At 67.9% G+C, this 22,932-nt stretch carries 18 protein-coding genes; 9 read left to right on the forward strand and 9 right to left on the reverse strand.

Going from position 1 to position 22,932, the window contains the following annotated elements; translation table 11 throughout:
* Window positions 1-47: 47 nt before the first annotated feature.
* On the reverse strand, window positions 48-782 hold the full coding sequence (locus tag ACYVF6_RS41715) for an SDR family NAD(P)-dependent oxidoreductase (protein ID WP_460530986.1): 735 nt from the start codon (window positions 780-782) through the stop codon (window positions 48-50).
* A 122-nt stretch (window positions 783-904) separates the two neighbouring features.
* On the opposite strand from ACYVF6_RS41715, the gene ACYVF6_RS41720 reads away from it, so the two are divergent.
* Window positions 905-1,570 carry a TetR/AcrR family transcriptional regulator gene (locus ACYVF6_RS41720; protein ID WP_460530989.1) on the forward strand — a complete coding sequence of 222 codons (666 nt, stop codon included), beginning with the start codon at window positions 905-907 and terminating at the stop codon, window positions 1,568-1,570.
* Between the two features lie 593 nt (window positions 1,571-2,163).
* Here the strand turns inward: ACYVF6_RS41720 and ACYVF6_RS41725 are convergent.
* Window positions 2,164-4,518 carry an aminotransferase class V-fold PLP-dependent enzyme gene (locus ACYVF6_RS41725; RefSeq protein WP_460530992.1) on the reverse strand — a complete coding sequence of 785 codons (2,355 nt, stop codon included), beginning with the start codon at window positions 4,516-4,518 and terminating at the stop codon, window positions 2,164-2,166.
* Between the two features lie 304 nt (window positions 4,519-4,822).
* On the opposite strand from ACYVF6_RS41725, the gene ACYVF6_RS41730 reads away from it, so the two are divergent.
* On the forward strand, window positions 4,823-5,344 hold the full coding sequence (locus ACYVF6_RS41730; RefSeq protein WP_460530995.1) for a flavodoxin domain-containing protein: 522 nt from the start codon (window positions 4,823-4,825) through the stop codon (window positions 5,342-5,344).
* Between the two features lie 27 nt (window positions 5,345-5,371).
* Here the strand turns inward: ACYVF6_RS41730 and ACYVF6_RS41735 are convergent, their stop codons facing one another.
* From ACYVF6_RS41735 to ACYVF6_RS41760, 6 genes are all read right to left on the reverse strand, one after another.
* Window positions 5,372-6,238 (reverse strand): universal stress protein, encoded by an 867-nt coding sequence (locus tag ACYVF6_RS41735; RefSeq protein WP_460530998.1) that lies wholly within the window; start codon window positions 6,236-6,238, stop codon window positions 5,372-5,374.
* A gap of 2 nt (window positions 6,239-6,240) precedes the next feature.
* The gene (locus tag ACYVF6_RS41740) at window positions 6,241-8,559 is read right to left on the reverse strand and encodes a proton/sodium-translocating pyrophosphatase (protein ID WP_460531001.1); all 2,319 of its coding nucleotides are present in this window, start codon (window positions 8,557-8,559) and stop codon (window positions 6,241-6,243) included.
* Between the two features lie 105 nt (window positions 8,560-8,664).
* Window positions 8,665-9,606: a universal stress protein gene (locus tag ACYVF6_RS41745; RefSeq protein WP_460531004.1), complete on the reverse strand. Its 942-nt coding sequence runs from the start codon at window positions 9,604-9,606 to the stop codon at window positions 8,665-8,667.
* Between the two features lie 186 nt (window positions 9,607-9,792).
* Window positions 9,793-13,164, reverse strand: a complete 3,372-nt coding sequence (locus ACYVF6_RS41750; RefSeq protein ID WP_460531007.1) for a S8 family peptidase — start codon at window positions 13,162-13,164, stop codon at window positions 9,793-9,795.
* 42 nt (window positions 13,165-13,206) lie between these two features.
* Window positions 13,207-15,603 carry a S8/S53 family peptidase gene (locus ACYVF6_RS41755; RefSeq protein WP_460531010.1) on the reverse strand — a complete coding sequence of 799 codons (2,397 nt, stop codon included), beginning with the start codon at window positions 15,601-15,603 and terminating at the stop codon, window positions 13,207-13,209.
* Window positions 15,555-16,598 (reverse strand): S8/S53 family peptidase, encoded by a 1,044-nt coding sequence (locus ACYVF6_RS41760; RefSeq protein ID WP_460531013.1) that lies wholly within the window; start codon window positions 16,596-16,598, stop codon window positions 15,555-15,557. The genes ACYVF6_RS41755 and ACYVF6_RS41760 overlap by 49 nt, the downstream gene beginning before the upstream one ends.
* 331 nt (window positions 16,599-16,929) lie before the next feature.
* Here ACYVF6_RS41760 and ACYVF6_RS41765 point away from each other — a divergent pair, with 331 nt between their 5' ends.
* The 5 genes from ACYVF6_RS41765 to ACYVF6_RS41785 all read left to right on the forward strand — a co-directional run bounded on the left by ACYVF6_RS41765 (window position 16,930) and on the right by ACYVF6_RS41785 (window position 19,901).
* The gene (locus ACYVF6_RS41765; protein WP_460531016.1) at window positions 16,930-17,124 is read left to right on the forward strand and encodes a hypothetical protein; all 195 of its coding nucleotides are present in this window, start codon (window positions 16,930-16,932) and stop codon (window positions 17,122-17,124) included.
* Window positions 17,125-17,216: 92 nt separating this feature from the next.
* Window positions 17,217-18,029: a nitroreductase family protein gene (locus ACYVF6_RS41770; protein ID WP_460531019.1), complete on the forward strand. Its 813-nt coding sequence runs from the start codon at window positions 17,217-17,219 to the stop codon at window positions 18,027-18,029.
* Window positions 18,030-18,154: 125 nt separating this feature from the next.
* Window positions 18,155-18,541 (forward strand): hypothetical protein, encoded by a 387-nt coding sequence (locus tag ACYVF6_RS41775; RefSeq protein WP_460531022.1) that lies wholly within the window; start codon window positions 18,155-18,157, stop codon window positions 18,539-18,541.
* A 9-nt stretch (window positions 18,542-18,550) separates the two neighbouring features.
* Complete coding sequence (locus tag ACYVF6_RS41780; protein ID WP_460531025.1) at window positions 18,551-18,820, forward strand: DUF1876 domain-containing protein; 270 nt, start codon at window positions 18,551-18,553, stop codon at window positions 18,818-18,820.
* A 97-nt stretch (window positions 18,821-18,917) separates the two neighbouring features.
* Complete coding sequence (locus ACYVF6_RS41785; RefSeq protein ID WP_460531028.1) at window positions 18,918-19,901, forward strand: nitroreductase family protein; 984 nt, start codon at window positions 18,918-18,920, stop codon at window positions 19,899-19,901.
* Between the two features lie 166 nt (window positions 19,902-20,067).
* Here the strand turns inward: ACYVF6_RS41785 and ACYVF6_RS41790 are convergent, their stop codons facing one another.
* Window positions 20,068-20,625, reverse strand: coding sequence for a hypothetical protein (locus tag ACYVF6_RS41790; RefSeq protein ID WP_460531031.1), 558 nt, complete (start codon window positions 20,623-20,625; stop codon window positions 20,068-20,070).
* 386 nt (window positions 20,626-21,011) lie between these two features.
* On the opposite strand from ACYVF6_RS41790, the gene ACYVF6_RS41795 reads away from it, so the two are divergent.
* Together ACYVF6_RS41795 and ACYVF6_RS41800 are read left to right on the forward strand one after the other, a co-directional pair.
* Entirely contained in the window at window positions 21,012-22,187 is a 1,176-nt protein-coding gene (locus ACYVF6_RS41795) for a sensor histidine kinase (protein ID WP_460531340.1), read from the forward strand.
* Window positions 22,184-22,861 (forward strand): transcriptional regulator, encoded by a 678-nt coding sequence (locus ACYVF6_RS41800; RefSeq protein WP_460531034.1) that lies wholly within the window; start codon window positions 22,184-22,186, stop codon window positions 22,859-22,861. Before ACYVF6_RS41795 ends, ACYVF6_RS41800 begins: the two co-directional genes overlap by 4 nt.
* Window positions 22,862-22,932 lie beyond the last annotated feature (71 nt).

Here is a 22,932-nt window from a genome sequence, read left to right on the forward strand (position 1 = left end):
TTTGATTTGACGAAAAGAAAAGGTTGACTGCTCTGGCTTTCTGCCGCTCAGATCGCCGCGGTGCCGCCGTCGACGGCCAGTTCCATCCCGTTCACATAGCTCGAGTCGTCGGAGGCGAGGAACAGCGCGACGGTGGCGATCTCCTCGGGGCGGCCCATCTTTCCCCGCGGGATCAGGGATTCGAACTGCCGCTTCGTGTCCTCGTCGAACAGCTCATCCTGTTTGGGCGTGGCGACCTGGCCGGGGGTCAGCACGTTCACCCGGATCTGCCGGTCCTTCAACTCCGACAGCCACACGCGGGCGTAGGCCTGCTGCACGGCCTTGCTCGCCGCATACACGCTCCACTCCGGATAGCCCTTGAGCGAGGCGTTCGACCCGGTCATGAAGATCGAGCCGCCGTCGTTGAACAGTGGCAGTGCTTTCTGAACGGTGAACAGCGTGCCGCGCGCGTTGAGCCCGAAGGTGGCATCGAAGTGCTCCTCGGTGATCTCGCCGAGCCTGCGCTGCTCGCCCATCCCGGCACTGGCCCACAACACGTCGATCGCGCCCTTTTCCTGCTTGACCGTGTCGAACAAGCGGTCCAGATCGTCCAGGTTGGCCGCATCGCCCTGCACGCCGGTCACGTTCCGGCCGAGCTGCTCGACGGCGTCATCCAGTGTTTCCTTCCACCGGCCCGTGATGAAGACGTGCGCTCCTTCTTCGACGAACAGCTTGGCGCCGGCCAGCGCCAGACCGCTTGATCCGCCCGTGATCACCGCGACCTTGCCATCGAGCTTTCCCACGATCACTCCCATTGAATTGACGACGTGTTATGTACACCGATCTGTGTGCCTAACGTATAGGACGATCGGCCGGAGCGCAAGCTATGTACACCGGGCGTTACCCAACAAGCTATGCTGGAGGCATGACGGAGTTGGAGAAGGGGCCTCAGGGCAGGCGCCGCGGCAGGGGCGCGCGCGAGCGCATCCTCAGCGCGTCACGACAGCTGTTCCGCGAGCAGGGCATCAACCACACCGGCATGGACCAGCTCTGCGCGGTGGCCCAGGTGTCCAAGCGCACGGCCTACCAGCACTTCGCCGGCAAGGACGAACTCGTCGCCGAATATCTGCGGCGATTCGATCCCGACGTCATGCCCGGCGTTTTCGACCGCGCCGACCTCACACCTCGCGCACGACTCCTCGCGGCCTTCGAGGCGCCCACGACCGCGACACAGGGGACCGAGGACGTCACGCCCCTGTGCCCCTACATCGCGGCGTCCGTCGAAATCCGCGACCCGCACCACCCCGCACGCCAACGGGCACACGACTACAAGAAAGCCGTTGCCGCCCGCCTCGCCGACACCGCCCGCGAAGCAGGCGCCACCGACCCCGAACAACTCGGCGAACAACTGGCGCTGCTGCTCGATGGCGCCTCAGCCCGCAACCGAGCCCTCAACGCCGAAACCTTCCCCACCGCCGCCGCCATCGCCGCCGTGCTCATCGACAACGCCATCCCCGCGTCATCTCCTCGGCAGTCCAGCGACGACCGCGGAGCTACCGGGTCTGCTCCCGTTTCGATGGGAGGCCAATGACGGCCCGATCAGGCCTCGTCGGCCGGAAGACGACGTCGTGTTCGGCGAGGCCGGAGCGGTAGCTGCCGGGACTCGGGATCCATCGTTATGCGCGTCCCCGTGGGGATCTGCTTGCGAGACGAGTTGATCTTTGGGCTCAGGCGGCTCGCTGTCCCAGCGCCATCGCCGCTGGCCGTTCCTCCTGTGGCGCATCGCTCGCGGCTTACAGCGATTGCGGTCACCAAACACGCTTCCTGTGCAACACCACTACCGTCGTCTCGCCGCACACGCAGGTACCGGCGGCCGGAACACGCCGGCAAATCCAGGAGAACATCCAAGCCGGCAAGAGACGCGCCCGCACTGGACGAACACCACGTCCGCACCCGGACCACCTGGCACCGCTGGGCCACCCCCAGCGTGCTCGCCCACACCGTCCCGGCCGCCACAGCCGCACACGCCCGCTCCCAGCCAGCACCCGCCCCACACACGACATCGTGCACATCACACGATGGAACGATTCCACCGACACCACCGACACCAAGCGAAACTCTGCCACTGCCACAAGCGACAACAACGCGATCACGGCCTACGGCTGTAGTACTAGAGGAGAAGCCCTAGCCGCCTGCGCAGACGGGTGGGAGCGGGAACCACCGCAGTGCTTCGAAGTCCTCCGGCAGTCCGGTCGGTCCGTCGTCGATGTTGTCGGGCCGGCCTTCCAGCAGCCGGCGGGCCTGCTCGAGGTGTCCGGCCAGGGCCGTTTCGTCGAGACTGCTGTTTCCCGAGGCCACCGCGGCGCCGCTCGCGACCAGTCGCAGATCGACCTGGACCGCCGGTTTGGACACGCCGTCCCTGTGCCGCCACAGTCCCCTGCGCGGGTCGAACCGGTAGTCCGGCAGGAGCCGGTGCCCGAGCCTGGCGACCAGGCTCACGGCGTCCACGAGGTAGTCACGTACGACGTCGGAGATGAAGTAGTTGAAGTTGACCCGCACCCAGCCGGGCTTGACGCCGTCGCAGCCTCGCTCGATCTCGCGTTCGAAGGCGTGTGAGTGCTCGGAGTCGATTGCCAGGAGTCGATGGCCGTAAGGGCCCGCGCACGAACAGCCGCCGCGGGACTGGATGCCGAACAGGTCGTTGAGTACGGCGACGACGAAGTTGTGGTGAAGATAGAGCTCGCCGGCGCGGACACGGAACGAAACGATCGACAACCTCGACGCGTTCGGGTTGCCGAGGATCTGGATACTGGTGTTGGTTTCCCAGCGGGCCAGGGCGTACTGCCACAGGCGTTGCTCGCGTTCCTGGATCAGGCCCGTACCCACGGCGTCCTTCACCGCGAACACCAGACCGGCGCGAATCGACTCGACGATCGCCGGGGTGCCTCCTTCCTCGCGTGCGATCGGATCGTCGAGGTAACGGTGGCCGAGCGGATCGACGTAGGCCACCGTTCCGCCGCCAGGCGCGGTGGGCACTGGATTGCGAACCAGTGTTCGCTTGACGACGAGCACTCCCGGTGTCTGTGGGCCGCCGACGAACTTGTGCGGCGAAAGGAAGATGGCGTCCTTGTGGTCGCCGCGGCCCGGCCGGCTCTGCCTCATCCGGATCGGGACGTACGGCCCCGCGGCGGCGTAGTCCCAGAACGACAGGGCGCCGTGCGAGTGCAGGAGGGCTGCGATCCGGTCGGCGTCGGAGAGCACGCCGGTGACGTTGGAGGCCGCCGAGAAACTGCCGATCAGCAACGGGCGGCCGGCGAACTCCTCGAGTCTGGCCTCCAGCTGAGTCAGGTCGATGTGGCCGTCGACGTCCTCGTCGATGACCACGACGTCGGCGATCGACTCTCGCCAGGGCAGCTCGTTGGAGTGATGCTCGTACGGACCGACGAACACGACAGGACGTTCCTCGCGAGGAATCTGCTCCAGGAGGCCGAAGCGCTCGTCGAGGCCGGCGGGAAGGCGCAGCTCCAGAATGCCGATCAGCTTGTTCACCGCGGCGGTCGCGCCGGAGCCGCAGAAGATCACCAAGTCGTCGTCAGTGCCACCTACTGAGTCCCGGATCAGCCGGCGCGCCTGCTCGCGTAGCCGGGTCGTCCACAAGCCCGTACCCGAGCTCTCGGTATGGGTGTTGGCGTAGCGAGGCAGCACCTGCTCGCGGACGAAGTCCTCGATGAAGTCCAGGTTCCGGCCCGACGCGGTGTAGTCGGCATAGGTGATCCGTCGAGGCCCGTACGGACCATTGAGCACGGCGCTCTCTCCGATCAGTCCGCTTCGGATCCGTTCCAGCAACGGCGACGAGGGCTCGGTCGTTGCCGGCCGGAGCGTCCGGAGGCACTCGCTGTCGCCCTGCAACCGCAGCCGGCGTTCCAGCCCGGCGTTGCCGGTTGCCTGGCTGGCGTGCGCGGCGATCGCCTTGCGCTGTCGCGAGCGGTCGACGAGGAGGTTGTGGTCGATCTCGGCATCGGCCCGGCCCAGGAAGGTCGTGCCGAGCTCGGCGTTCAGCGCGTCGGCGACGGCCTTCGGTAAGGTCCATCCGAGTACGGGCAACCCGAGGATGCCGGCCGCGAACAGCGCCGCCTCGGTGGCCTGCTCGTGATCCGGATGTCCGGTCACCCCACCTTGATCGAAGCACAGCAGGTGACTGGGCCGCACCTGCGCGGCGAACTCGAGTACGTGGCCGGCCAGTTCCGGTAGGGGAACTGTGACCAGCCGCCCGTCCGGGTAGGCCAGCTGCCGGGCGGGAGCGAGTCTCAGCACACGGGAGGCGGCCTCGAACTCCACTGTGCGTGTGGCCGCCAGGTCAGCTTGGTCGCCGCCCAGGGTCGAGGTCTCGCCGCGGGTGAAGCAGAGCACGGACGCCTCCGCTCCGGCGCGCACCAACGCGTCGAGCACGGCTCCAAGGCCGAACGTCTCGTCATCGGGGTGAGCCACGACCGCGAGTACCTTGCGTACGTCACTCAGGTCGGTGTCGATTCGTGTCATGGCCGCAAGCCTCCTTGCCCACAGCTTTCTCCTTGACGACGAGGATACCCCCGGGGGTAGCTGGCGTGGTGATGTGTTACCACCAGCCTTGGGGTCGACTCCATGCTCTGTCCGGACGCCGGAACGGCCTAGGGGCCTATGGCAGCTGGGCGTACCGCCATCGGTCGCAGCTTCGGGACGTTCGGCGGCAGAACGAGGGCGTTCGTCACCCGGGCAAAGGGCGACAGCCGGGTGCGGCGGGCGGGAACCCAAGCGCACAGTGGGGTTCAGAGGTAGCCGCCAAGACGGCGATGGTGGGTGCGACATGAGGGTACTGGTGACCGCGGCGAGCCGGCACGGCTCCACCGCCGAGATAGCACAACGGCTGGCCAGGACGATGCGCGAGTTGGGCCTCCAGGTCGACGTACGTTCTCCGGAGGACGCCGGCGATCCCAAGGACTACGACGCCGTGATCATCGGGAGCGCGGTGTACGACGGGAAGTGGCTCGACTCGGCGCTCGAGTTCGTCCGGAAACACCGCGAGGTGCTGATGGACCGGGCCGTGTGGCTGTTCTCCAGCGGACCCACGGGCGAGCCGTACCGGCCGGAGGAGGACCCGATCAGGATCGAGCAGGTCGAGCACCTGACGCTGGCCCGCGAACACCGGCTGTTCGGCGGCAAGCTGGACTTGCACGCGCTGCGGTTGTCCGAGCGTTCCGTCGTGCTGGCGATGCACACGCCGCAAGGTGACTTCCGCGACTGGGATGCGATAGACGCGTGGGCGGACGGGATCGCCGGTGAGCTCCAACGCGGAGTCATCAACGTGGACGGGTGGGGTCGAACCTGACCAACGCCGGCCGCGGCCGCCACCCGGTCAGCCCGGCACGATCGTCACCGTGCAGAAGGAGTTGTGCAGCACGGACTGAGCTACCGAGCCGAGCAGGTGCTCGGCGAGCGTCTCCCGGCCATGCGAGCCTACGACGACGAGCTGTGCGGATCGCGACTGTTCGACGAGGATGGCCGCAGGGTGTCCACCGATGACCTCTGTCGAGATCGAGACTTTGGGATGTGACGTTCGCCGCGGCGCCACGAAGTCGACCAGCCAGAGCCGGGCCGCCTCTCGGGCGGAACCGGCGTCGGCATCGGTCCAGACCGGGAGATCGATGGACTGGAACGGCCGCCAGACGTGGACGACCTCGAGCGTCAGCCCGTGCAGCGCGGCCTCCTCGACGGCGAACGCCAGGGCGTTCGCCGAGGCCGGCGAGTCGTCCACGCCGGCGACGACACGAGGTGGGAGCGGCCTGGTCACTCCACCTCGGACGACCATCACCGGGCAGTGGGCCAGGGCCGCGACCGCGGAGCTCACCGTGCCCATCACGACAGGCGAGGCTTTCGACTTCGGTCGTGAGCCGACCACGACCAGTCCGGCTGTGGCCGAGGCTTCGATCAGCGCGGTCGCGGTGTTGCCGCAGGTGAGCTGGCCGTGCACGCGGGGGCCGGCCAACCGTTCGCTCGCGTACACGACCGCCTCGTCCAGTACCTCCTTGGCCGTGGTGCGGGCCAGCTCGTTCGAGTGACGAGCCGGTGAGTACGCCATCGGCCGGGAATCGTCGTAGGCGGTGATCACGTGCAGTGGTGACCTTCGGCAGCTCGCCTCGTCAATCGCCCAGCGCAACGCGTTCCTGCTTTCGCTCGTTCCATCGACACCGACGACGATGGGCGGGCCGGCTACCGTGGTCATGGCTAACTCCTTGCCGGGTGGTGTGTTTCGGCCGGCTCCGGCCGACCCAGGCCGAGCGCGGAGCGGCGTCTGGTGTACGCGATGGCGGCGATGATGGCGGCCACGGCCGCGATCGCCACCGTCGTGCGCAGGAGAGTGTTGTCGGCGTAGGCCACGATGCTGGGTGCGATCAGGAGCGCGACGAGGTTCATGACCTTGATGAGCGGGTTGATCGCCGGCCCGGCGGTGTCCTTGAACGGATCACCCACGGTGTCCCCGATCACCGCGGCCGCGTGCTGCGGGGATCCCTTTCCGCCGAAGGCGCCTTCCTCGATGTGCTTCTTGGCGTTGTCCCAGGCGGCACCGGAGTCGGCGAGCAGGATCGCCATCAGCGTGCCGGCGGCGATGGCACCGGCGAGAAAGGCGCCGAGCGGGGCGTAACCGAGCGCGAATCCGAGTGCGATGGGGGCGAGAACCGCGAGCAGGGCAGGGGTGACCAGCTCTCGCAGCGCGTCCCGGGTGCAGATGTCGACGACCCGCCCGTAGTCGGGTTTCTCGGCGTACGTCATGATTCCCGGCCGGGTGCGGAACTGGTCGCGCACCTCGACCACGACGCGTCCCGCCGCCGTGCCCACGGCCCGGATCGCCAGGCCTGCGAAGAAGAACACCACGGCCGCACCGAGGATCAGGCCCACGAGCACGTTGGGACGGTCGACGGAGAGGTTGAACGTGCCCTCGCCGACGCCGTGCCGGGCCAGTTCGGTCTCCACTGTCGTACGGAAGGAACCGAACAGCGCCGTCGCGGCGAGGACGGCGGTCGAGATCGCGACACCCTTCGTGATCGCCTTGGTGGTGTTGCCGACGGCGTCGAGGCCGGCCAGCACCGCGGCACCTTCCGCGCCGACGTCGCCGGACATCTCGGCGATGCCGCCGGCGTTGTCAGTGGCCGGTCCGTAGCTGTCCATCGACACGATGACGCCGACGGTAGTGAGCAGGCCGGTCCCGGCCAGTGCGATGGCGAACAGCGCGACCGTGACGTTGCCGGCGCCGAGGAGAAAGGCACCGAACACGGCCGCGCTGATGAGCAACGCGGTGTAGACGGCGGCCTCGAGCCCGGTGGCGAAGCCCGAGAGCACAACGGTGGCCGCGCCGGTCTGTGTCATCTCCCCGATCTCCTGGACGGGCCGGTGCCGACGCTCGGTGAAGTACGCGGTCAGCAGCTGGATCCCGCCGGCCAAGGCCAGGCCGATCAACACGGCCACGAAGGCGACGAGCCGCGGGTCGCCATCCGCTGTACGTACCGAGGCGCTCACGCCGGGCAGTTCGGCGAAGCTGGAGGGCAGGAACCAGAACGATGCCACGGCGACCAGGAAGACGGAGATCCCTGTGGAGACGAAGAATCCGCGGTTGATGGCTGTCAGAGCCGACCGGTCGCCGCGGCGCGGTGAGACGGCCAGGATACCGACCACGGACGTGAGCACGCCGATCATCGGGATCAGGAGCGGGAACACCAAACCCTTGTCGCCGAAAGCCTCCCGGCCGAGGATGAGCGCGGCGACCAGGGTCACGGCGTAGGACTCGAACAGGTCGGCCGCCATGCCGGCGCAGTCACCAACGTTGTCGCCCACGTTGTCGGCGATCGTCGCGGCGTTGCGGGGGTCGTCCTCAGGGATGTTCTGCTCGACCTTGCCCACGAGGTCGGCGCCGACGTCGGCGGCCTTGGTGAAGATACCGCCGCCGACCCGCATGAACATGGCCAGCAGCGCGGCACCGAAGCCGTAACCTTCCAGCACCGGCAGCGCGTCGCCGCGGAACACCAGCACGACGACGCCCGCGCCGAGCAGGCCGAGTCCGACAGTGAACATGCCGGTCACGCCACCGGTTCGGAACGCTATCCGTACGGCGGGCCGGTTGCCCGCGGATCGGGCGGCCGCCGCTACCCGGAGGTTGCCGCGTACCGACAGCCACATGCCGAGGAACCCCGTCAGCCCGGAGAACAACGCGCCGATGAGGAAGAAGGCCGACCGTCCCAGCCGGACGCCCCAGTCGTCAGCGGGCAGCACCAGCAGCACGATCGGGATGATGAGGGCGAACCAGACGATCGTCCGGAACTGCCGGGCGAGGTAGGCCGCGGCACCTTCCTGGATCGCCCGTGCGATCTCGCGCATCTTCTCGGTGCCCTGGTCGGCGGCCAGCACCTGGCGTACCAGGCCGGCCGCGATCACCAATGCCATCACGGCAACGGCGGCCACCAATCCGACCAGAAGCAGATTTCCGCCCGCGATCGTCGCTTCCGCAGATGGCGTTTCGGAGCTCGCCAGTTCCTGAACGTTCACAAACATCAGGGCACTCCTTGCTCGTGTGCCGCGCCGCACCGAAGTCAGGGCAGCCGACACTGCCACTGTCGTCGCAAACGCAGCTTCGTGGCAGGAGCCACTGGTACCGAATCAGCGAAGAGTTCGGCCCAAGGGCGAAGGGCCTTCTCGACGTTCGGAGGAAGGGCCGGTTGCCATTGCGGCCGGCTCCCTTGCCGAGCCGTTGGCGCCGGCGCAGGCCGTACCAGCCGGGCTGTGGGGTACGAGCGCCACCGGGCAGGCGGCCTGGCCGATCGCCGCTCTGGCGAGGCTCCATGCCGCGAGCCCTCGCTCGCCGGTTGGGCCGACCAGCAGGCCAGCGCGACTCGCCGCTCGGATCAACTGGGTGATCGGTCCTCCGGCGTGGGGTTCGTGGAGCACGGTGACGGGCACGTCGGGGGAGCCGGAGGCGAGGCGGCGGAACGTCCGCAAAGCGGCGCTGGTGACGTGATCGCCTGCTCGGCTTACCGGTACGACCTCGACGCGGGTGCCGTGGAGGGCCGCGGCCGCAAGCGCGAACGGTCCCGTCGCCTCGACGGCGTTGGCGGAGTCGATGGCCAGCAGAATCGGAGCTCGACCGCGGTGACCGCGCATGCTCTGGGCATCCGACTGGACCAGCACGACCGGCCGGGCGAGCCGGTCGGCATCCACGCCGTCGAGCAGCAGGTCGGCCATCAAGTGCCGGCCCTGACTCCTGTGATGCTGTCCGAGCACGAACAGGTCCGGGTCAGGAACCGCATCCCGCAGCACACGGGCGACCGGTCCGAGGGCGGCATACGGAACAACCTCGATGCCGGGTGTCTCCAACTCCGCGGCCCGAGCTGCGTCGAGAGCGATTCGCCAGGCCCGGTTACGGAGAGAGCCGTCGATCTCCCATGGTCCGGAATGGGCCGGTTGATAGGAATGGCAGACCACCAGCGGGAGGCTGCGTGCAGCTGCTTCTCGCGCCGCCCACAGCAATGCGCTGTGGGAAGGACCAGAGCCGTCGACGCCCACCACCACGGCGCGGTCGGGCAAATCTCGCTGAGCGCCCATCGTCGCCCTCCACACCTACAAGGGCCGGATACCGCCAGCCTGCCTGCAAACTGTGAATGCCGGTAGCGGACCTTCGTCCCGAGTTGGGAGGGCCGGATGGATCGCGACGCCGGCCTGCCCGCTTTGCGTGGCAGGGGTTTCCACGCAAAAGCGGGCAGCGAGACTCCGGGTAGCACCGGAACTCGTTCAGCCGAGGTTGGCGATCTTGTAGGAACGGTAGGCGGTCCAGCCGCCGCTGTTGCCGGCGGTGTCGGTCACGATGACGCGTAGCGATACCCACGGGTTGGTGATCGTGCTGGGATGGCTCACGTCTGCCACCCACTCGCCGGAGTCGTTGCCGACCGGCACGGTTGTCCAGTTCTTGCCGTCGTCGTACGAGACTCGAACCGTCACTGTGGCGACCTCACCATCCGTACCCGCGATGTTCAGCGTCAGCGGGAACACCTTGCCGGCAGGCGCCCGGCCCCAGCCGTCGAACGCGCCGGAGACCCTGGTGGAGATGACCGGAAGCGACCGACTCTGGTCTGTCGGTGCGGTCGACGTGAACGTCCAGGTTCCGGAGACCCTGGGCACGTAGCCGGACCAGAGCGCCCGCCTGCTGGCGTGCATGATCGCGGTGTAGGTGGCAGTGCCGCCGGCCTGGCTGGTGGAGACGAAGTACGGATCGTCTGAGTCCGAGATCACCACGCCGTCGCGTTTGAGCACGACGTCACCCTGTACAGGGTTGGGGTAGTTGTAGGTGTAGATCCATCCGCCTCCGGATGAGTTGAACGGCCCGAAGTCGAGCCCCAGATAGGCGTCGCTCTCGTGGAATCCGAGTGCCTGCGGGCTGAACGCGGCCGTGCTCAGCTTGACTGTCGCCGACTGCCCGGGCTGGTATCGCCCTTCACCCAGGTTCTCGTCGTAGGCCCAGTCGCCGGTCTGAGTGTAGGCGGTCATCCCGCTGTACCAGGTGATCGGTGTACCCAGAACCGAAGTGGACACCAGGTGATGCCTGGTGGTGGGCATCGTGATCTGGAACTGGTGTCCACTCCAGACTGGTGTGTCGTCGGAGTTGGTGGCCAGCTCGTGAAGATAGGTGCCAGTCGCCTTCACGTTGTGGGCTCCGATGATCATCATCAGGTCGGCGAGATCGCTGTCCGATACGGGATAGCTCGGATCGGCGGGCAGCGAGCCACGGTTGCCGAACGCCAGCTCGTACGTGCGATCCGCCGCCTGCAGCGCCTGATGCAGGTTGAACTGGTACATCCGGCTGGTGGCCGGTGACGGCATGACGTAGGCCTGCGGTTCACCCGTCTCGCTGGAGACGGCGATGTCCGTCCACCAGATCTGCGGTCCGATCTGCTGCACCAAGGTTGTGCCGACCTCGGTGGTCCTGGCACCGGCCACGTCCACTACCGCGGTTGCCCGGTTGGCCTCGCGGGCGTCGAGCTTCAGCGCGACCGGTGCGGTCGCGGTGATCCTCGGCACGGCGTAGAGCGTGCTGCTCGGTGTTCCGCTCGCGGTCGGTGTGAGCAGGTGCAGTGCGATCGTGTAGGCGCCGCGCGGAGCACGCACCACCCAGGAGCCGTCCCTTGGCCGAAGCAGCAGCGTGCGGTCGTAGTTGGCCAGGTCGATCAGAACGGGGTCCTGCGCCAGCTGGCCTTGTTCGTAGCTGGTGACCTTGTTTCCGTTGCGGTCGGTGATGTCGAGCGTGACCTGGTAGGTCTCCGGCTCGATGTTGACCGAGACCGGTGTGCGGACGACGACGCCGCTCGCGGTGGCGTTGATCCGGCCGTGGTAGAGCAGGCCGGGCTTGCTCCTGGTCGGATCGATCGTCAACGTAACTTTGGCGGTGGTTCGTGGAGGGATCGTCACCGATGTCGGCAGCCCGAACACGCCGGTGGCTACCGCGTTCCCGTACTGGTCCTTGGGATTGAATCCGAGGTTCAGCTGCAGCGGACTGGCGCTCGGGTTGCGATAGGTGAGGGTTCGGGTGGCCTTTTGTGTATGCGGCCAGCGGAGGTTAGCGCTCAGGCTGCCTTCCAGCGTGAACACCTTCTGCGTCACGGCTCTGGAGACGTCCAGAAATCCCGCACCTTGGCGGAACACCGTGTCGCTTGCCGGCAGCTTGGCGGTGCCCATCAACGCGGCCTTCAGCAGGCGGGCACTCCACGTTGGCTGCTGCTGCGCGAGGATCGCCGCGGCGCCCGCGACGTGCGGCGTGGCCATCGAGGTGCCCGAGGCCTTCACGTAGTACTTGCCGACCGGCGGGCCGAGCTCGGTACCGGCTGCCCTGGCGGCCACGATATCGCGCCCGGGAGCAGCGATCTCGGGCTTGACGGCGTAGTCACCGAGGCGTGGCCCGGCACTGGAGAAGTCCGCCACGGTCTGGTCGCGGTCGGTCGCGGCCACCGACAGTGCCTCGGTCGCCGTGCTGGGTGTGGTGACGGTGTAACGGCCTGGTCCGCCGTTGCCTGCCGCGACGACGAACAGCGCGCCGGAAGACCGGCTGAGTTCGTTGAGCGCCAGGTCGACCGGGTCGAGACCCTCGTTCGGCCACCCGCCCAGACTTAGGTTGACTACTCGAGCCTTCTGCGACACTGCCCACTCCATGCCGGCGATGATCCCGGACTCCGTGCCGTAGCCTTCGTCGTCGAGGACCTTTCCGTTCAACAGCGCGGCATCGGGTGCCACACCCTTGTACTTGCCGCTGGAACGCGCACCGGAGCCGGTGATGATCGAGGCGACATGGGTGCCATGACCGAACCGGTCAACGGCGTCCGGGCTCTCGCTGAAGTTCGCCGACGCGGTGACCGCGCCTTTCAGGTCGAGGTGGGTGCTGTCGATCCCGGTGTCCAGCACCGCGACCTTGACACCCTTGCCGGTGTAGCCCTTCTTCCAGGCCACCGGCGCACCCACCTGGGGGACCGAACGGTCCAGGGTGGCTCGCATCCGGCCGTCCAGCCAGACGGTACGCACACCGTCGGTGAACGCGCCGCCAAGGGTGGACCGCCGGCCGGGCAGCGACTTCGTTGTCCCTGTCAGCCATGTCCAGAAGCTCGTGGCCGACTTCTTGTCCTGGCTTGTGACAGTCGAGCTGGCGCTTGCCAGTTCGCGTACCTTCGTGGCACCGGCCGGGAGCTTGGTGACCGGTTTTCCCTTACTGTGCTGAACTATCAGCGGAATCGTGCCGCGTACCTGGTCGCCGTACCCCTGTGCGGCCAGCGCCGAGACCTCGAACAACCGTCGATCGAGCCGGCCCGACGCGATCAGTGGAACAGCGTCGTTCGGGTATACCCAGAGTGTGTCGCCTCGTCGTTGGGTGCCGAACACAACTCCCGTACGACCGGGAGCTGGTTCGGCGATGGCGGAGTATCCGCCGGCCCGCTTCGACAGCCACACCTGGTCGCCTGTGATCAGCGTGACCGTTGTGACGGCGTTGCCGGCGCGTATCGGACCTCCCGCGGGGTCTGCCGGCCCTGCCGAGGCAGGCAGAACCACCGCACCCGTGAGGATCGCGAGGCCGCCTGCCAGCAGGGCCAGCAGCGTCCTCCGTATCGGTTTTGGCTTGCTCATGACTACTCCTGAGGTGGGCTGACCGCGCCCGGTGGAACGAGGTCAGCCCAGGTTGGCGATCTTGTAGGAGCGGATCGCGGTCCAGCCGCCGGTGTTGCCCTGGCTGTCCGTCACGACGACGCGGAGGGAGACCCAGGCGCTCTTGGCGACGGCCGGATGCGTCACGGTGGCGATCCATTCGCCGGTGGCGTGGTTCACCGGCACGGCTGTCCAGTTCTTGCCGTCGTCGTAGGAGATTCGCACCGTGGCGTTGGCGATGGTGGCGGCCGTGCCGTTCACGTCGAGCGTCAACGGGAACTTCCGGCCCGCCGGCGCGCGCCCCCAGAGGTCGAAGGCACCCGAGACCCGGGTGGAGAGGATCGGCAGTGCTGTCGACCAGTCGGCCGGTCGGGTCGACTGAAACGTCCAGGTGCCGGATACTCTCGGCACGTACCCGGGCCACGGGGTGCTCCTGCCGGCTCGCATGATCGCGGTGTAGGTGGCAGTTCCGCTCGTGTTGCCGAGAGAGATGTGGTACGGATTCGTCGACGTGGCGACCGTGACACCGTTACGTTTGAGTGTGATCCCACCGTTCGACCCGCCGGGGCTGGTGGTGATCAACCCTCCGCCAGAGGAGTTGAACGGCCCGAAGTCGAGCCCTAGCCAGCCGTCCGTCAGATGGATGCCGTGTCCTTGTGGGCTGAAGGCGGCTGTGCTCAGCTTGACCGAAGCCGGATAGCTCGCCTGGTAGGACCGCGGCTCGACGTACTCGAAGTAGGCCGGCGTGTCCGTTGCCAGGTTGGCGTTCAGATCGGTGGCCCAGTCGATCAAGGGTCCGCCCATGTGATGAGGAGACGCCAGGTGGCGCCTGGCCGACGGCAGCTTTACTGGGTAGGCACTGGCGAAAGCGAACTCACCTCCACCGGGCCCGACGAAGCCCCAGCGGCCGAGTTGGCCCACCCCCTTGACGTTCTGTGTGCCGAGCAGGATCGCCTGATCCGACAGCTCCCAGTCGTGCACGCGATAGACCGGGTCCTCCGGTATCACGCTTTCCTCCCACTGGAGCAGCTCGTAGGTCCGATCCGGCGCCGCCATCTGCTGGTACAGCACGAAGAGCACGAAATGACTGGTCCTGGGCGTACTCACGACGTAGGCCTCTGGCTCGACGGCCGGGTCGGACAGCTGGACCAGGTGGAGCCACGACGAGTTGCCGGACCTCTCGTACAGAGCTGTGCCGACCGACGTCGTCCTCGCATCGGCGCTGTCAACCGTCGCCTTCGACCGTCTGCCCTCGCGGGCGTCGAGAGTCAGCGTGACGGGTGCTGTCACGGCGATCCTCGGCTCGGCCAGCAGCGTAGAGCTGGGCGGGCCTCCGGCTGTCGGCGTCAGCACATGGGTAGCGAGGCTGTACGCCCCGCGCGGGACCCTTGTGACCCACAGGCCGTTCTTCGGGACCGGGACGTACTCCCTGTGTGTGGTCAGGTCGGTCAGGTACAGCAGATCCGCGAACTGGCCGGTCGTCCCGTCGACGATCGGGGTTCCGTTGCGATCGATGATCGCGAGGGAGACTTCGTACGACTCGGGTTCGAGCGTGACGGACACGGGCGTACGGACGACCACTCCGTTCGCGGTCGCGGTGATCCGGCCCTGGTACTGCAAGGCCGGCTTGCTCTTCGTCGCATCGATCGTCAACGCCACGCCGGCCGTGCCGCGAGGCGGTACCGTCACCTTGCTCGGCAGGGCGAGCACGCCGGTCGCCGCCGGGTTGCCGTTCTGGTCCCTGGGCTCGAATCGCAGGCTCAGCGTCAGCGCGGTGGCGCTCGGGTTGCGGTAGGTCAGGGTCCGCGTCGTTCTGCTGTACGGCCATCTCACGTAGGCGCTCAGGCTGCTCTCGAGCGCGAACTCCTTCTGGCCGACGGCTCTGGCCACGTCGAGGAAACCGGCTCCCTGCCGGTAGACCGACTCGTTGACCGGCAGCTTGGCCGTGCCCATCAGCGCTGTCTTCAGCAGCCCGGCGTTCCAGGTCGGCTGCTGCTGCGCCAGGATCGCTGCCGCGCCGGCAACATGTGCGGCGGCCGTTGACGTACCGGACAGCGTGCTGTAGTACTTGCCGACCGGGGCACCGATCTTGCCGTCCGCGGCCCGGGCGGCGACGATGCCCCTGCCGGGAGCGGCGATGTCGGGCTTGGATGCGAAGTCGCCACGCACCGGCCCGGCGCTGGAGAAGTCCGCGGTGGACTGGTCGCGGTTGGTCGCGGCGACTGTGAGCGCCTCGGAAGCCGTCCCCGGCGAGGTCACGGTGTACCGCCGTGGGCCGGCGTTGCCTCCCGCGATGACGAACAACGCACCAGAGGAGCGGCTCAACCGGTCGACTACGGGCTCGAACGGGTCGTTGTCAGTCGGCAACGCGGTCAGGGCGACGCAGATGATCCTGGCCTGCTGTGCGACTGCCCATTCCATCCCGGCGATGGCGCTGGACTCGAAGTCTCCACCATCGTCATCGAGCACTTGCCGTTCAGCAAGACCGCATCGGGCGCGACGCCCTTGTACTTGCCGTCGGATGCAGCACCGTCGCCGGCGATGGTCGAGGCGACATGGGTGCCATGACCGTAGCGGTCCGAGGTGCCCGGGCTGTGGCTGAAGTTCGCGGACGCGACCACCGCGCCCTCGAGATCGGGATGGGTGGTGTCGATGCCGGAGTCCAGCACCGCGACCTTCACGCCCTTGCCGGTGTAGCCCTTCTTCCAGGCCGCCGGTGCGCCGATCTGTGGGACGGACCGGTCGAGGGTGGCGGCCGTCGGGCCGTCCAGCCAGAGGTGCTGGACCTGGGCGGCGTAGGCGCCTCCCAGTCTGGCCCGCTGGCCTGGGACGGTCTTCGTGTGGCCTGTCAGCCACTTCCAGAACTTGGTGGCCGTTCGCTTGTCCTGTTCGACCACGGTCGAGCTGATGCTCGTCAGCTCCCTGCCGGTCACCGCGCCCGTGGTCAACCTTCGCACCGGTTTGCCCTTGCTGTGTTGAACGATCAGCGGAATCCCGGGTCGCGCGTCGTCGCCGTATCCGTTCTCGGCCAGCGCTGAGACCTCGAACAGCCGCTCGTCCAGCCGCCCGGATGCGACCAGCGCGACGGCATCCGACGGGATGACCCAGACCGAATCACCCTGCTGCCGGACACCGAACACCACGCCGGTACGTTCGGGCGCGGCGATCCCGACCGCGCTGTAGCCCTTGGCCCGCCTGATCAGACGTACCTGGTCACCCGTGACCAGAGTGACCGTCGTCACCGGCCCGTCCCGCCCTGCGGCCGTCGTTTCCGGCCGCGCCGAAGCCGGTGAGGTGGCGAACGCGCCTGCCGTCAACCCGCAGGCGAGCAGCCAGACCAGAGTCCTTCGAATCGGCTTGCCTGCTCTCGATGGTCCGTGTGCGGGGCTCGGCTCCGCGGCACTCACCAGTCGCATGAGTGTTCCCTCCCAAGAATGTGGGACCACACGACGACGCTACAAGCCGCTGGCCGAATGCGTAGGAGGCATCATTCCCACCCCGCATGGTTTTCGGATCAAGAATTTCCGGGCCGGAGGGCCCGATTCGAGACACAAGCCAGCAATTCCGCGCCGGAAGTCCCAGTTTCGCTTTGTGCGAAGGCACTGCCGACGGTTCGGGCGTATCGTGTAGCCGCTGGAAATCAGACCTCGAATGCTGGCGATATTCATCGTGACTACGACTTCCTGATGGGGGTCACCGGCGCATCGATGCTCCGGGCGATCAAGCTGTCGCTGGCGCGGCTATCCGGTGCTGGCGTTCGGGATCATCGGGCCGCCGGAGTGCGGCATCCTGACGGGATACGACCAGGACGGCGACGTCATCCTCGGATACTCCTATTTCCAGGAGCCGGACGTCGTCGGCTACTACGAGCAGACCGACTGGGGTCATCGCCAACGAGCCCGGCCTGACCGGGGCATGCGGACGTGTCCGGTCAGGCCGTAGGCGGGTACGGATGTGGGCCACTCGGAAGATGCGGGGTCACCCTCACAGCGTCAGGCTGGAGCTGTAGAAGCTTGCTTGGGGGAGGAACGACGATGAGTGCCAAGCGACATCTGCTCACACCGGAACAGGAGCGTCTGGTCGTCGCCGCTGCGAACGAGGCGCCGTGCCTGGTAGGAGAGCGCGCCTGGCGGGTGGTGGTTCGTCCACAGCGGATCGACATTCGCACGGCCGGTGACGCCCACACACGCAGGGAGGATCCGCACCGGCGCTCGACTGTCATGTCCTGCGGTGCGGTAGCGCTCAACGTGGGAACGGTCCTGCGGGCACTCGGCCGGTCCGTGGCGATAGGTATCCTGCCGTTGCGTGCCGACTCGCCGCTCGTTGTGTCGATCCGGATCGGCGGCCGGCGCGACCCGACGTCGTACGACCGGTTGCTCAGCGATGCCGTGATGGGTGGTGACGGTTACGAGACCGGCGTCGGTGAGCTGAGCGACTACTGGTCCGGGGCCATGACCAGCCTGGAACGTTCGGCCCAGGAAGAGGGGGCCCAGCTCACGTTCCTCACCGATTCCGAAACGGTCGACGTCAACGGCCTGCTGTCCAAGACCGATCCAGGCTTCGAAGAGCTCGTGCAGGACCACTACGCCAAGCTCGCGATCCTGTCGACCTCGGCCGACACCCGAGCCGCCTGGGTGTGGGCCGGCATCGCGTGGCAGCGGGTGTTGCTGACGGCGAAGCTCATCGGCCTGTCGACCTCGTTCGTCAGCACGCTCCTGGATGTCGGCGAGACCCGCTGGCACGTGCAGGAGACGGTCGGGGAGTCGACGTGGCCGCAGATCGTCCTGCGCTTCTCGACCCACCAGGACAGCCCGTCGCAGGTGCTCTCCGGCTCGGCAAGGCGTTGACGCGGCGGACGTCGTACCCGGTGAAGACGAACAGATCGGCACCGCCGACGGAGGACCTTGGCCGGATGCGCCACCCACGTGCTGTCGGAGACGGTAGGAGGGAGAGGAGGCGAGAAGAGATGGCCTTGACTCGAAAGGATATCGGCGCCACGCTGTTCACCGGTGCAGCCGTGGGCGTGTATGTCGCCTACCTGCAGAACACCGACGTCACACTGATCTCGTCGGTACGCGGAGCGGCTGGTGTCGTGCTGTTGCTCGGGATCTTCGGTTGCGCCTTCAGCGACGCGAGCGCACTGTCCCGAGGGACGTCCGTCGGTGGCTATCGCGCCCTCATGGCGACGGTGGCATCGATCACGGGAATCGCGGGCTTGCTGGCGATCATCCTCGGAAACGCCCTGATGCTCGCGATACTGGTCTACGGAACCGCCCTCATCTGGCTGATCGCGACCTTCCGGCACGTGTCCACAACCACGCCGGCGAAGCCTTCGGACTTCACCCATGCCAAGGGCTGAGAGGGCGTCATGAGCAGAGCCAAGAGCTGGCGGGTGCAGGTCTTCATCGACGAGCACGATGACGACAGTACGCGCGCGGAAGTCCGGCTCGACACCGGCGACACCCGGCTCGTCGGCGTGGGTGTCGCCCGCCGAAACCCTGGTGACAAGTCCGTCCCCGAGATCGGCGACGAGCTGGCGGTCGCGCGCGCCCTGTCGGAACTGGCGCACGAGTTGCTGAGTGCGGCCGCGAGAGACATCGAGGGCTTCACCCGTCACCCCGTACACCTCGAACGGTAGCGAGGCAGCAGGCTCGCCCCGCCGCCGCGAGACGGCTCGGCGAGCCTGCCACCAGAATGACGGCGGACGTGGGAACCAGCCCTCGCTTGGAGGAAAGATGTTCCCAACAACGTCGACCCTCTCCTTGAGCTCGGTAGGACGACTGGTCGCCGCCGCGCTGGCCGCACCCTCCATGTACAACACGCAGCCTTGGCGGTTCTCCATCGGGCCCGACCGCGTGCTGCGGATCTGTGCGGACTCTGATCGGCTGTTGCCGATCAGCGACCCGGGCGGGCGGGCGTTGTACCTCGCCACCGGTGCGGCGATCCGCAACCTCCGCCTGTCCGTCCGGCGGATCGGTTACGAGCCCGAGGTGCGGTATCGACCGGATCGAAGCACCGCGTCGGTTCTGGCCGAAGTCAGGCTCGGCGACCGTCCGGCCGGCTTCACCCGTGCCGAGGAGGTGCTGTTGCACGCCGTCGCGCGGCGGCACACCAACCGGTTTCCGTTCGCGAGGAAGCAGATTCCGGCGACCAGCCTTCGGCAGCTCAGGGACGCCGCAGACGGCGAGGGCGTCTCGCTCAAGCTGCTGTCCGTTGCCGAGGCGAGCGGCGCGCTGGCCTTGGTCACGCAGGCCAACCGCGTGCTGGAGTCGGATTCGCTCTATGCGACCGAGCTGGCTTGGTGGACGAGGCGTCAGGACGATCGCCTGGACGGTGTGCCGGTCTCGACGTTCGGCCGGAAGCCGGAGCATGGGGAGCTGCCCATGCGGAACTTCGCACTGGGCATGCCCGGAGCACCTGTCTGGACCGCGGCGTTCGAACCCGAGCCGGAGTTGTTCGTGCTGGCCACCGAAGGCGACGAACCGGAGGACTGGCTGCGGGCGGGCGAGGCGTTGCAGCGGCTGCTGCTCGTGGCGACCGCGGGCCGCCTGAGCGCGTCGTACTTCTACCAGCCGTTCCAGATCAACGAGTTGCGAGCGCGGATGCGGCATGTGACGAAGACGGACGGCCATGCGCAGATGCTGTTCCGGCTCGGTTACGGCCGCGCCGTGATCGGACCGAGGCGGAGGCTACCGTCCGACGCGCTTCAGTTGTCGTGACGCTGCTACCGGCCTCGTCTCGGCTGGGAGCGCGCTGGTCAAGAACGACACGATCGTGCACCTCGGAATCGCCCTCGATCTGAGGCTCCTGGTGCCGTTTGTACGTCGTGGCGGCCGTCCAGTTGTGGCGGCGGACGGCGTGGGGTTTCGTACTCCGGCACCAGAATCACCCGCTGCGCGGGTGGGCGTATTCGGGTCGCTCCAGCGCTGCGGCGATCAGGAAGAGGCTGCCGACCGTCAGAGCCGTCAGCCCTACGACGCCGGACGGGCCCTGAACGGCGAAGCCGGCCAGCCCGCCGGCCGCCAGCTGCCTGACGAGGCCCGCACCGAGGTTCGCGAACGCGACGATCAGGAGCAACCACCCCGCACGCGCCGGCCGGCGCGATCCGAGGGCGCCGAGCGGGACGCCGGCCGCGAATCCCGCGAGGGCGCCGACCGGACCGACCTCGTCCTGCGGAACGATGCCGAACGCCGCATCCACGAGGATGAACGCCGCCACCACGCACGCGAGAACGCTCAGCACCGGTGCCGCCCATCCCGGCCGCAGCAGGGCGGCCGCGGCCAGGACCACCATGGGCACGAACCAGACCGCCGACACAAGGACACCGGTGAGCCCGCCAGGGTCCGCCAGCGTCTCCCCGATGATGAACGCACAACCGAAGACGGCCAGGACGTCCATCAGCCCGAAGCCCGCGTACCGGGCCACCGTTGCCATCTTCGGCATGTCCTCCACCTCCACGACGGGCCAGTTACGAGCATTCGCCACCTGCGCGACGGCCGGCCAGAGTCGATCGCACCCTGCGGCGTACCGCCGATGAGCCTGCCGGTGAGGGACGTTGGACCGCTGGCCGTCGCCTCTCCGCGGAGGGATCATGAACGTGGGCTTACAGGGTGAACGAGAAAGCCGGCACCCGAACAAGGCACGGCCAGTGCACGTGAACGCTGAGCCGGAGACCGCCGGGGCCGGCGTCCTCGAGCCGAGGCAGGTGTCGGATCCGGCCGAGACCGTCCCCTGCAAGCCCCTCTCGCGGGTGGGCCGAACGAGTGAGGGGCACCTGGTCCGGACGAGGGATGCGGTTCCGGCAGGGCAGCCTGGATACTCGGGTGACGATGACTGCCCTGTTCTCGCGCGCGACACAACGGCTGCGGCGGCTGCCGCTCTCGCCGTTCGTGGTTGATGTGGTGCTGACCGCTGCCGTCACGGTGGCGACGGTGTTGCCTGTGCTCCTGCCGCCGCGGCCGTGGTGGATCGTGATGCTCGCCGTACTCGCCTCGGTTCCGCTGCTGTGGCGGAGGCGGGCGCCGATCCCGGTGGGGATCGTCGTCGGCGTGGCGATCACCGCGCTCCTGTCCGTTCAGCCGCCGCTTCCGATCGAGCTGCCCTACGGCACGTTGGTCTGCGCTTACACGATCGCGGCCAACTGCACGCCGCGGTGGCGCCGGCTCACGGTCGTGTTCGGCGGTGCCGGGGTCCTGATCTCGCTGCTGATTCCCGCCGAAGGCCTCGAAGGCTACGGTTTCGCGGCGATGTCGTTCGTGACGGCCTGGGCGATCGGCACCGGAGTGCGCGCGAGGCGTTCGGAGATCGACGCGCTGCGGGAACGCGCGCGGCGGCTGGAGGACGAACGTGCCGCCGCCGTCGACCGGGAGCGGATCCGGCTCGCGCGGGACATGCACGACATCGTGACGCACTCGGTCGGGCTCATGACCGTACAGGCCGAGGCCGGTGCCGCCGTCGTGCGCCGCGACTCCGCCCGTACGGAGGCCGCCCTCGATGTGATCGCCGACACCGGACGCGAGACCATCGCGCAGCTGCGCAGGCTGCTCGTCACGTTGCGTTCCGGCGACGACTCGTCCACCCACCAGCCAGGGCTGGACTCCTTGCCGGACCTGCTCGCGCGCACCGAACGCGCGGGACTGTGTACGACGTTGACGGAGTACGGCGAGCCGCGGCCGGTCCGCGCGGAGGTGGCCGTGACGGCGTACCGCGTGGTGCAGGAGGCGCTGAGCAACACGCTGAGACATGCGGCGGCGACGAACGTAGGCGTGTCGCTGAGCTGGTCGGACTCCGCACTCACCGTCGAGGTCGTCGACGACGGGCGCGGACCTGCGGGCCAGGCGGCCGGCAACGGCTTCGGGCTGATCGGGATGCGTGAACGCGCGGCGACCTGCGGCGGCACGCTTCGTACCGGACTCGGTGAGGACCGGCGCGGGTTCGTGGTGACGCTCACCATACCGATCGCGGTGCCGATCGCGGTGCCGATCGCAGGGGAGGGCACTCGTTGAACAACAAGGATGACGTGATTCGCGTCCTCGTCGTCGACGACCAGGACCTGTTCCGCGCCGGCTTCGCGATGATCCTCGACGCGCAGCCGGACATCGCCGTGGTCGGCGAGGCCGCCGACGGGCTCGAGGCGATCCGCCTGGCCGAGGAGCTCGCCCCCGACGTGGTGTTGCTGGACGTCCAGATGCCCCGGCTCGACGGGGTACGCGCCGCCGAGCGGATCTGCGCGAGCACCGAGGCGAAGGTGGTCGTGCTGACCATGTTCGACCTCGACGAGTACGTCTACGACGCGCTCCACGCTGGCGCCAGCGGCTTCCTGCTCAAGGACATCAGGCGCGAGGAGCTCGCCCACGCGATCCGGGTGGTCGCCGCCGGTGACTCGCTGCTGGCGCCGTCGGTGACCCGCCGGCTGATCGCGGACATGACCAGCCGGCGCCGGACGCCCCGCCCGGAGCTGGCCGGCCGGTTGAACGAGCTGACCGAACGGGAACGCGACACGCTCGGCCAGCTGGCCCGTGGGCTGTCGAACGCCGAGATAGCCGACGCGTTGGTGCTGTCGGAGCACACGGTCAAGACCCATCTGAGCAACGTGCTGACCAAGCTGCGGCTCCGCGACCGGGTGCAGGCGGTCGTCTTCGCCTACGAGTCCGGTCTCGTCGACATCGACCGCTCGTAAGGACCAGGACAGGTTCACCGGTTTCGGCGATCCGCGGAGCACCTCGGGGCGGTCAGCATCGGAGCGTCCGT

Source organism: Flindersiella endophytica, assembly GCF_054779015.1.

Bases quoted from the DNA above. Each gene is read 5' to 3' on its own strand.
- ACYVF6_RS41720 (WP_460530989.1), top strand. From the start codon at position 905: ATGACGGAGTTGGAGAAGGGGCCTCAGGGCAGGCGCCGCGGCAGGGGC.
- ACYVF6_RS41725 (WP_460530992.1), bottom strand. From the start codon at position 4,518: ATGACACGAATCGACACCGACCTGAGTGACGTACGCAAGGTACTCGCG.
- ACYVF6_RS41730 (WP_460530995.1), top strand. From the start codon at position 4,823: ATGAGGGTACTGGTGACCGCGGCGAGCCGGCACGGCTCCACCGCCGAG.
- ACYVF6_RS41735 (WP_460530998.1), bottom strand. From the start codon at position 6,238: ATGACCACGGTAGCCGGCCCGCCCATCGTCGTCGGTGTCGATGGAACG.
- ACYVF6_RS41740 (WP_460531001.1), bottom strand. From the start codon at position 8,559: ATGTTTGTGAACGTTCAGGAACTGGCGAGCTCCGAAACGCCATCTGCG.
- ACYVF6_RS41745 (WP_460531004.1), bottom strand. From the start codon at position 9,606: ATGGGCGCTCAGCGAGATTTGCCCGACCGCGCCGTGGTGGTGGGCGTC.
- ACYVF6_RS41750 (WP_460531007.1), bottom strand. From the start codon at position 13,164: ATGAGCAAGCCAAAACCGATACGGAGGACGCTGCTGGCCCTGCTGGCA.
- ACYVF6_RS41755 (WP_460531010.1), bottom strand. From the start codon at position 15,603: ATGGAATGGGCAGTCGCACAGCAGGCCAGGATCATCTGCGTCGCCCTG.
- ACYVF6_RS41760 (WP_460531013.1), bottom strand. From the start codon at position 16,598: ATGCGACTGGTGAGTGCCGCGGAGCCGAGCCCCGCACACGGACCATCG.
- ACYVF6_RS41770 (WP_460531019.1), top strand. From the start codon at position 17,217: ATGAGTGCCAAGCGACATCTGCTCACACCGGAACAGGAGCGTCTGGTC.
- ACYVF6_RS41780 (WP_460531025.1), top strand. From the start codon at position 18,551: ATGAGCAGAGCCAAGAGCTGGCGGGTGCAGGTCTTCATCGACGAGCAC.
- ACYVF6_RS41785 (WP_460531028.1), top strand. From the start codon at position 18,918: ATGTTCCCAACAACGTCGACCCTCTCCTTGAGCTCGGTAGGACGACTG.
- ACYVF6_RS41790 (WP_460531031.1), bottom strand. From the start codon at position 20,625: ATGCCGAAGATGGCAACGGTGGCCCGGTACGCGGGCTTCGGGCTGATG.
- ACYVF6_RS41795 (WP_460531340.1), top strand. From the start codon at position 21,012: ATGACTGCCCTGTTCTCGCGCGCGACACAACGGCTGCGGCGGCTGCCG.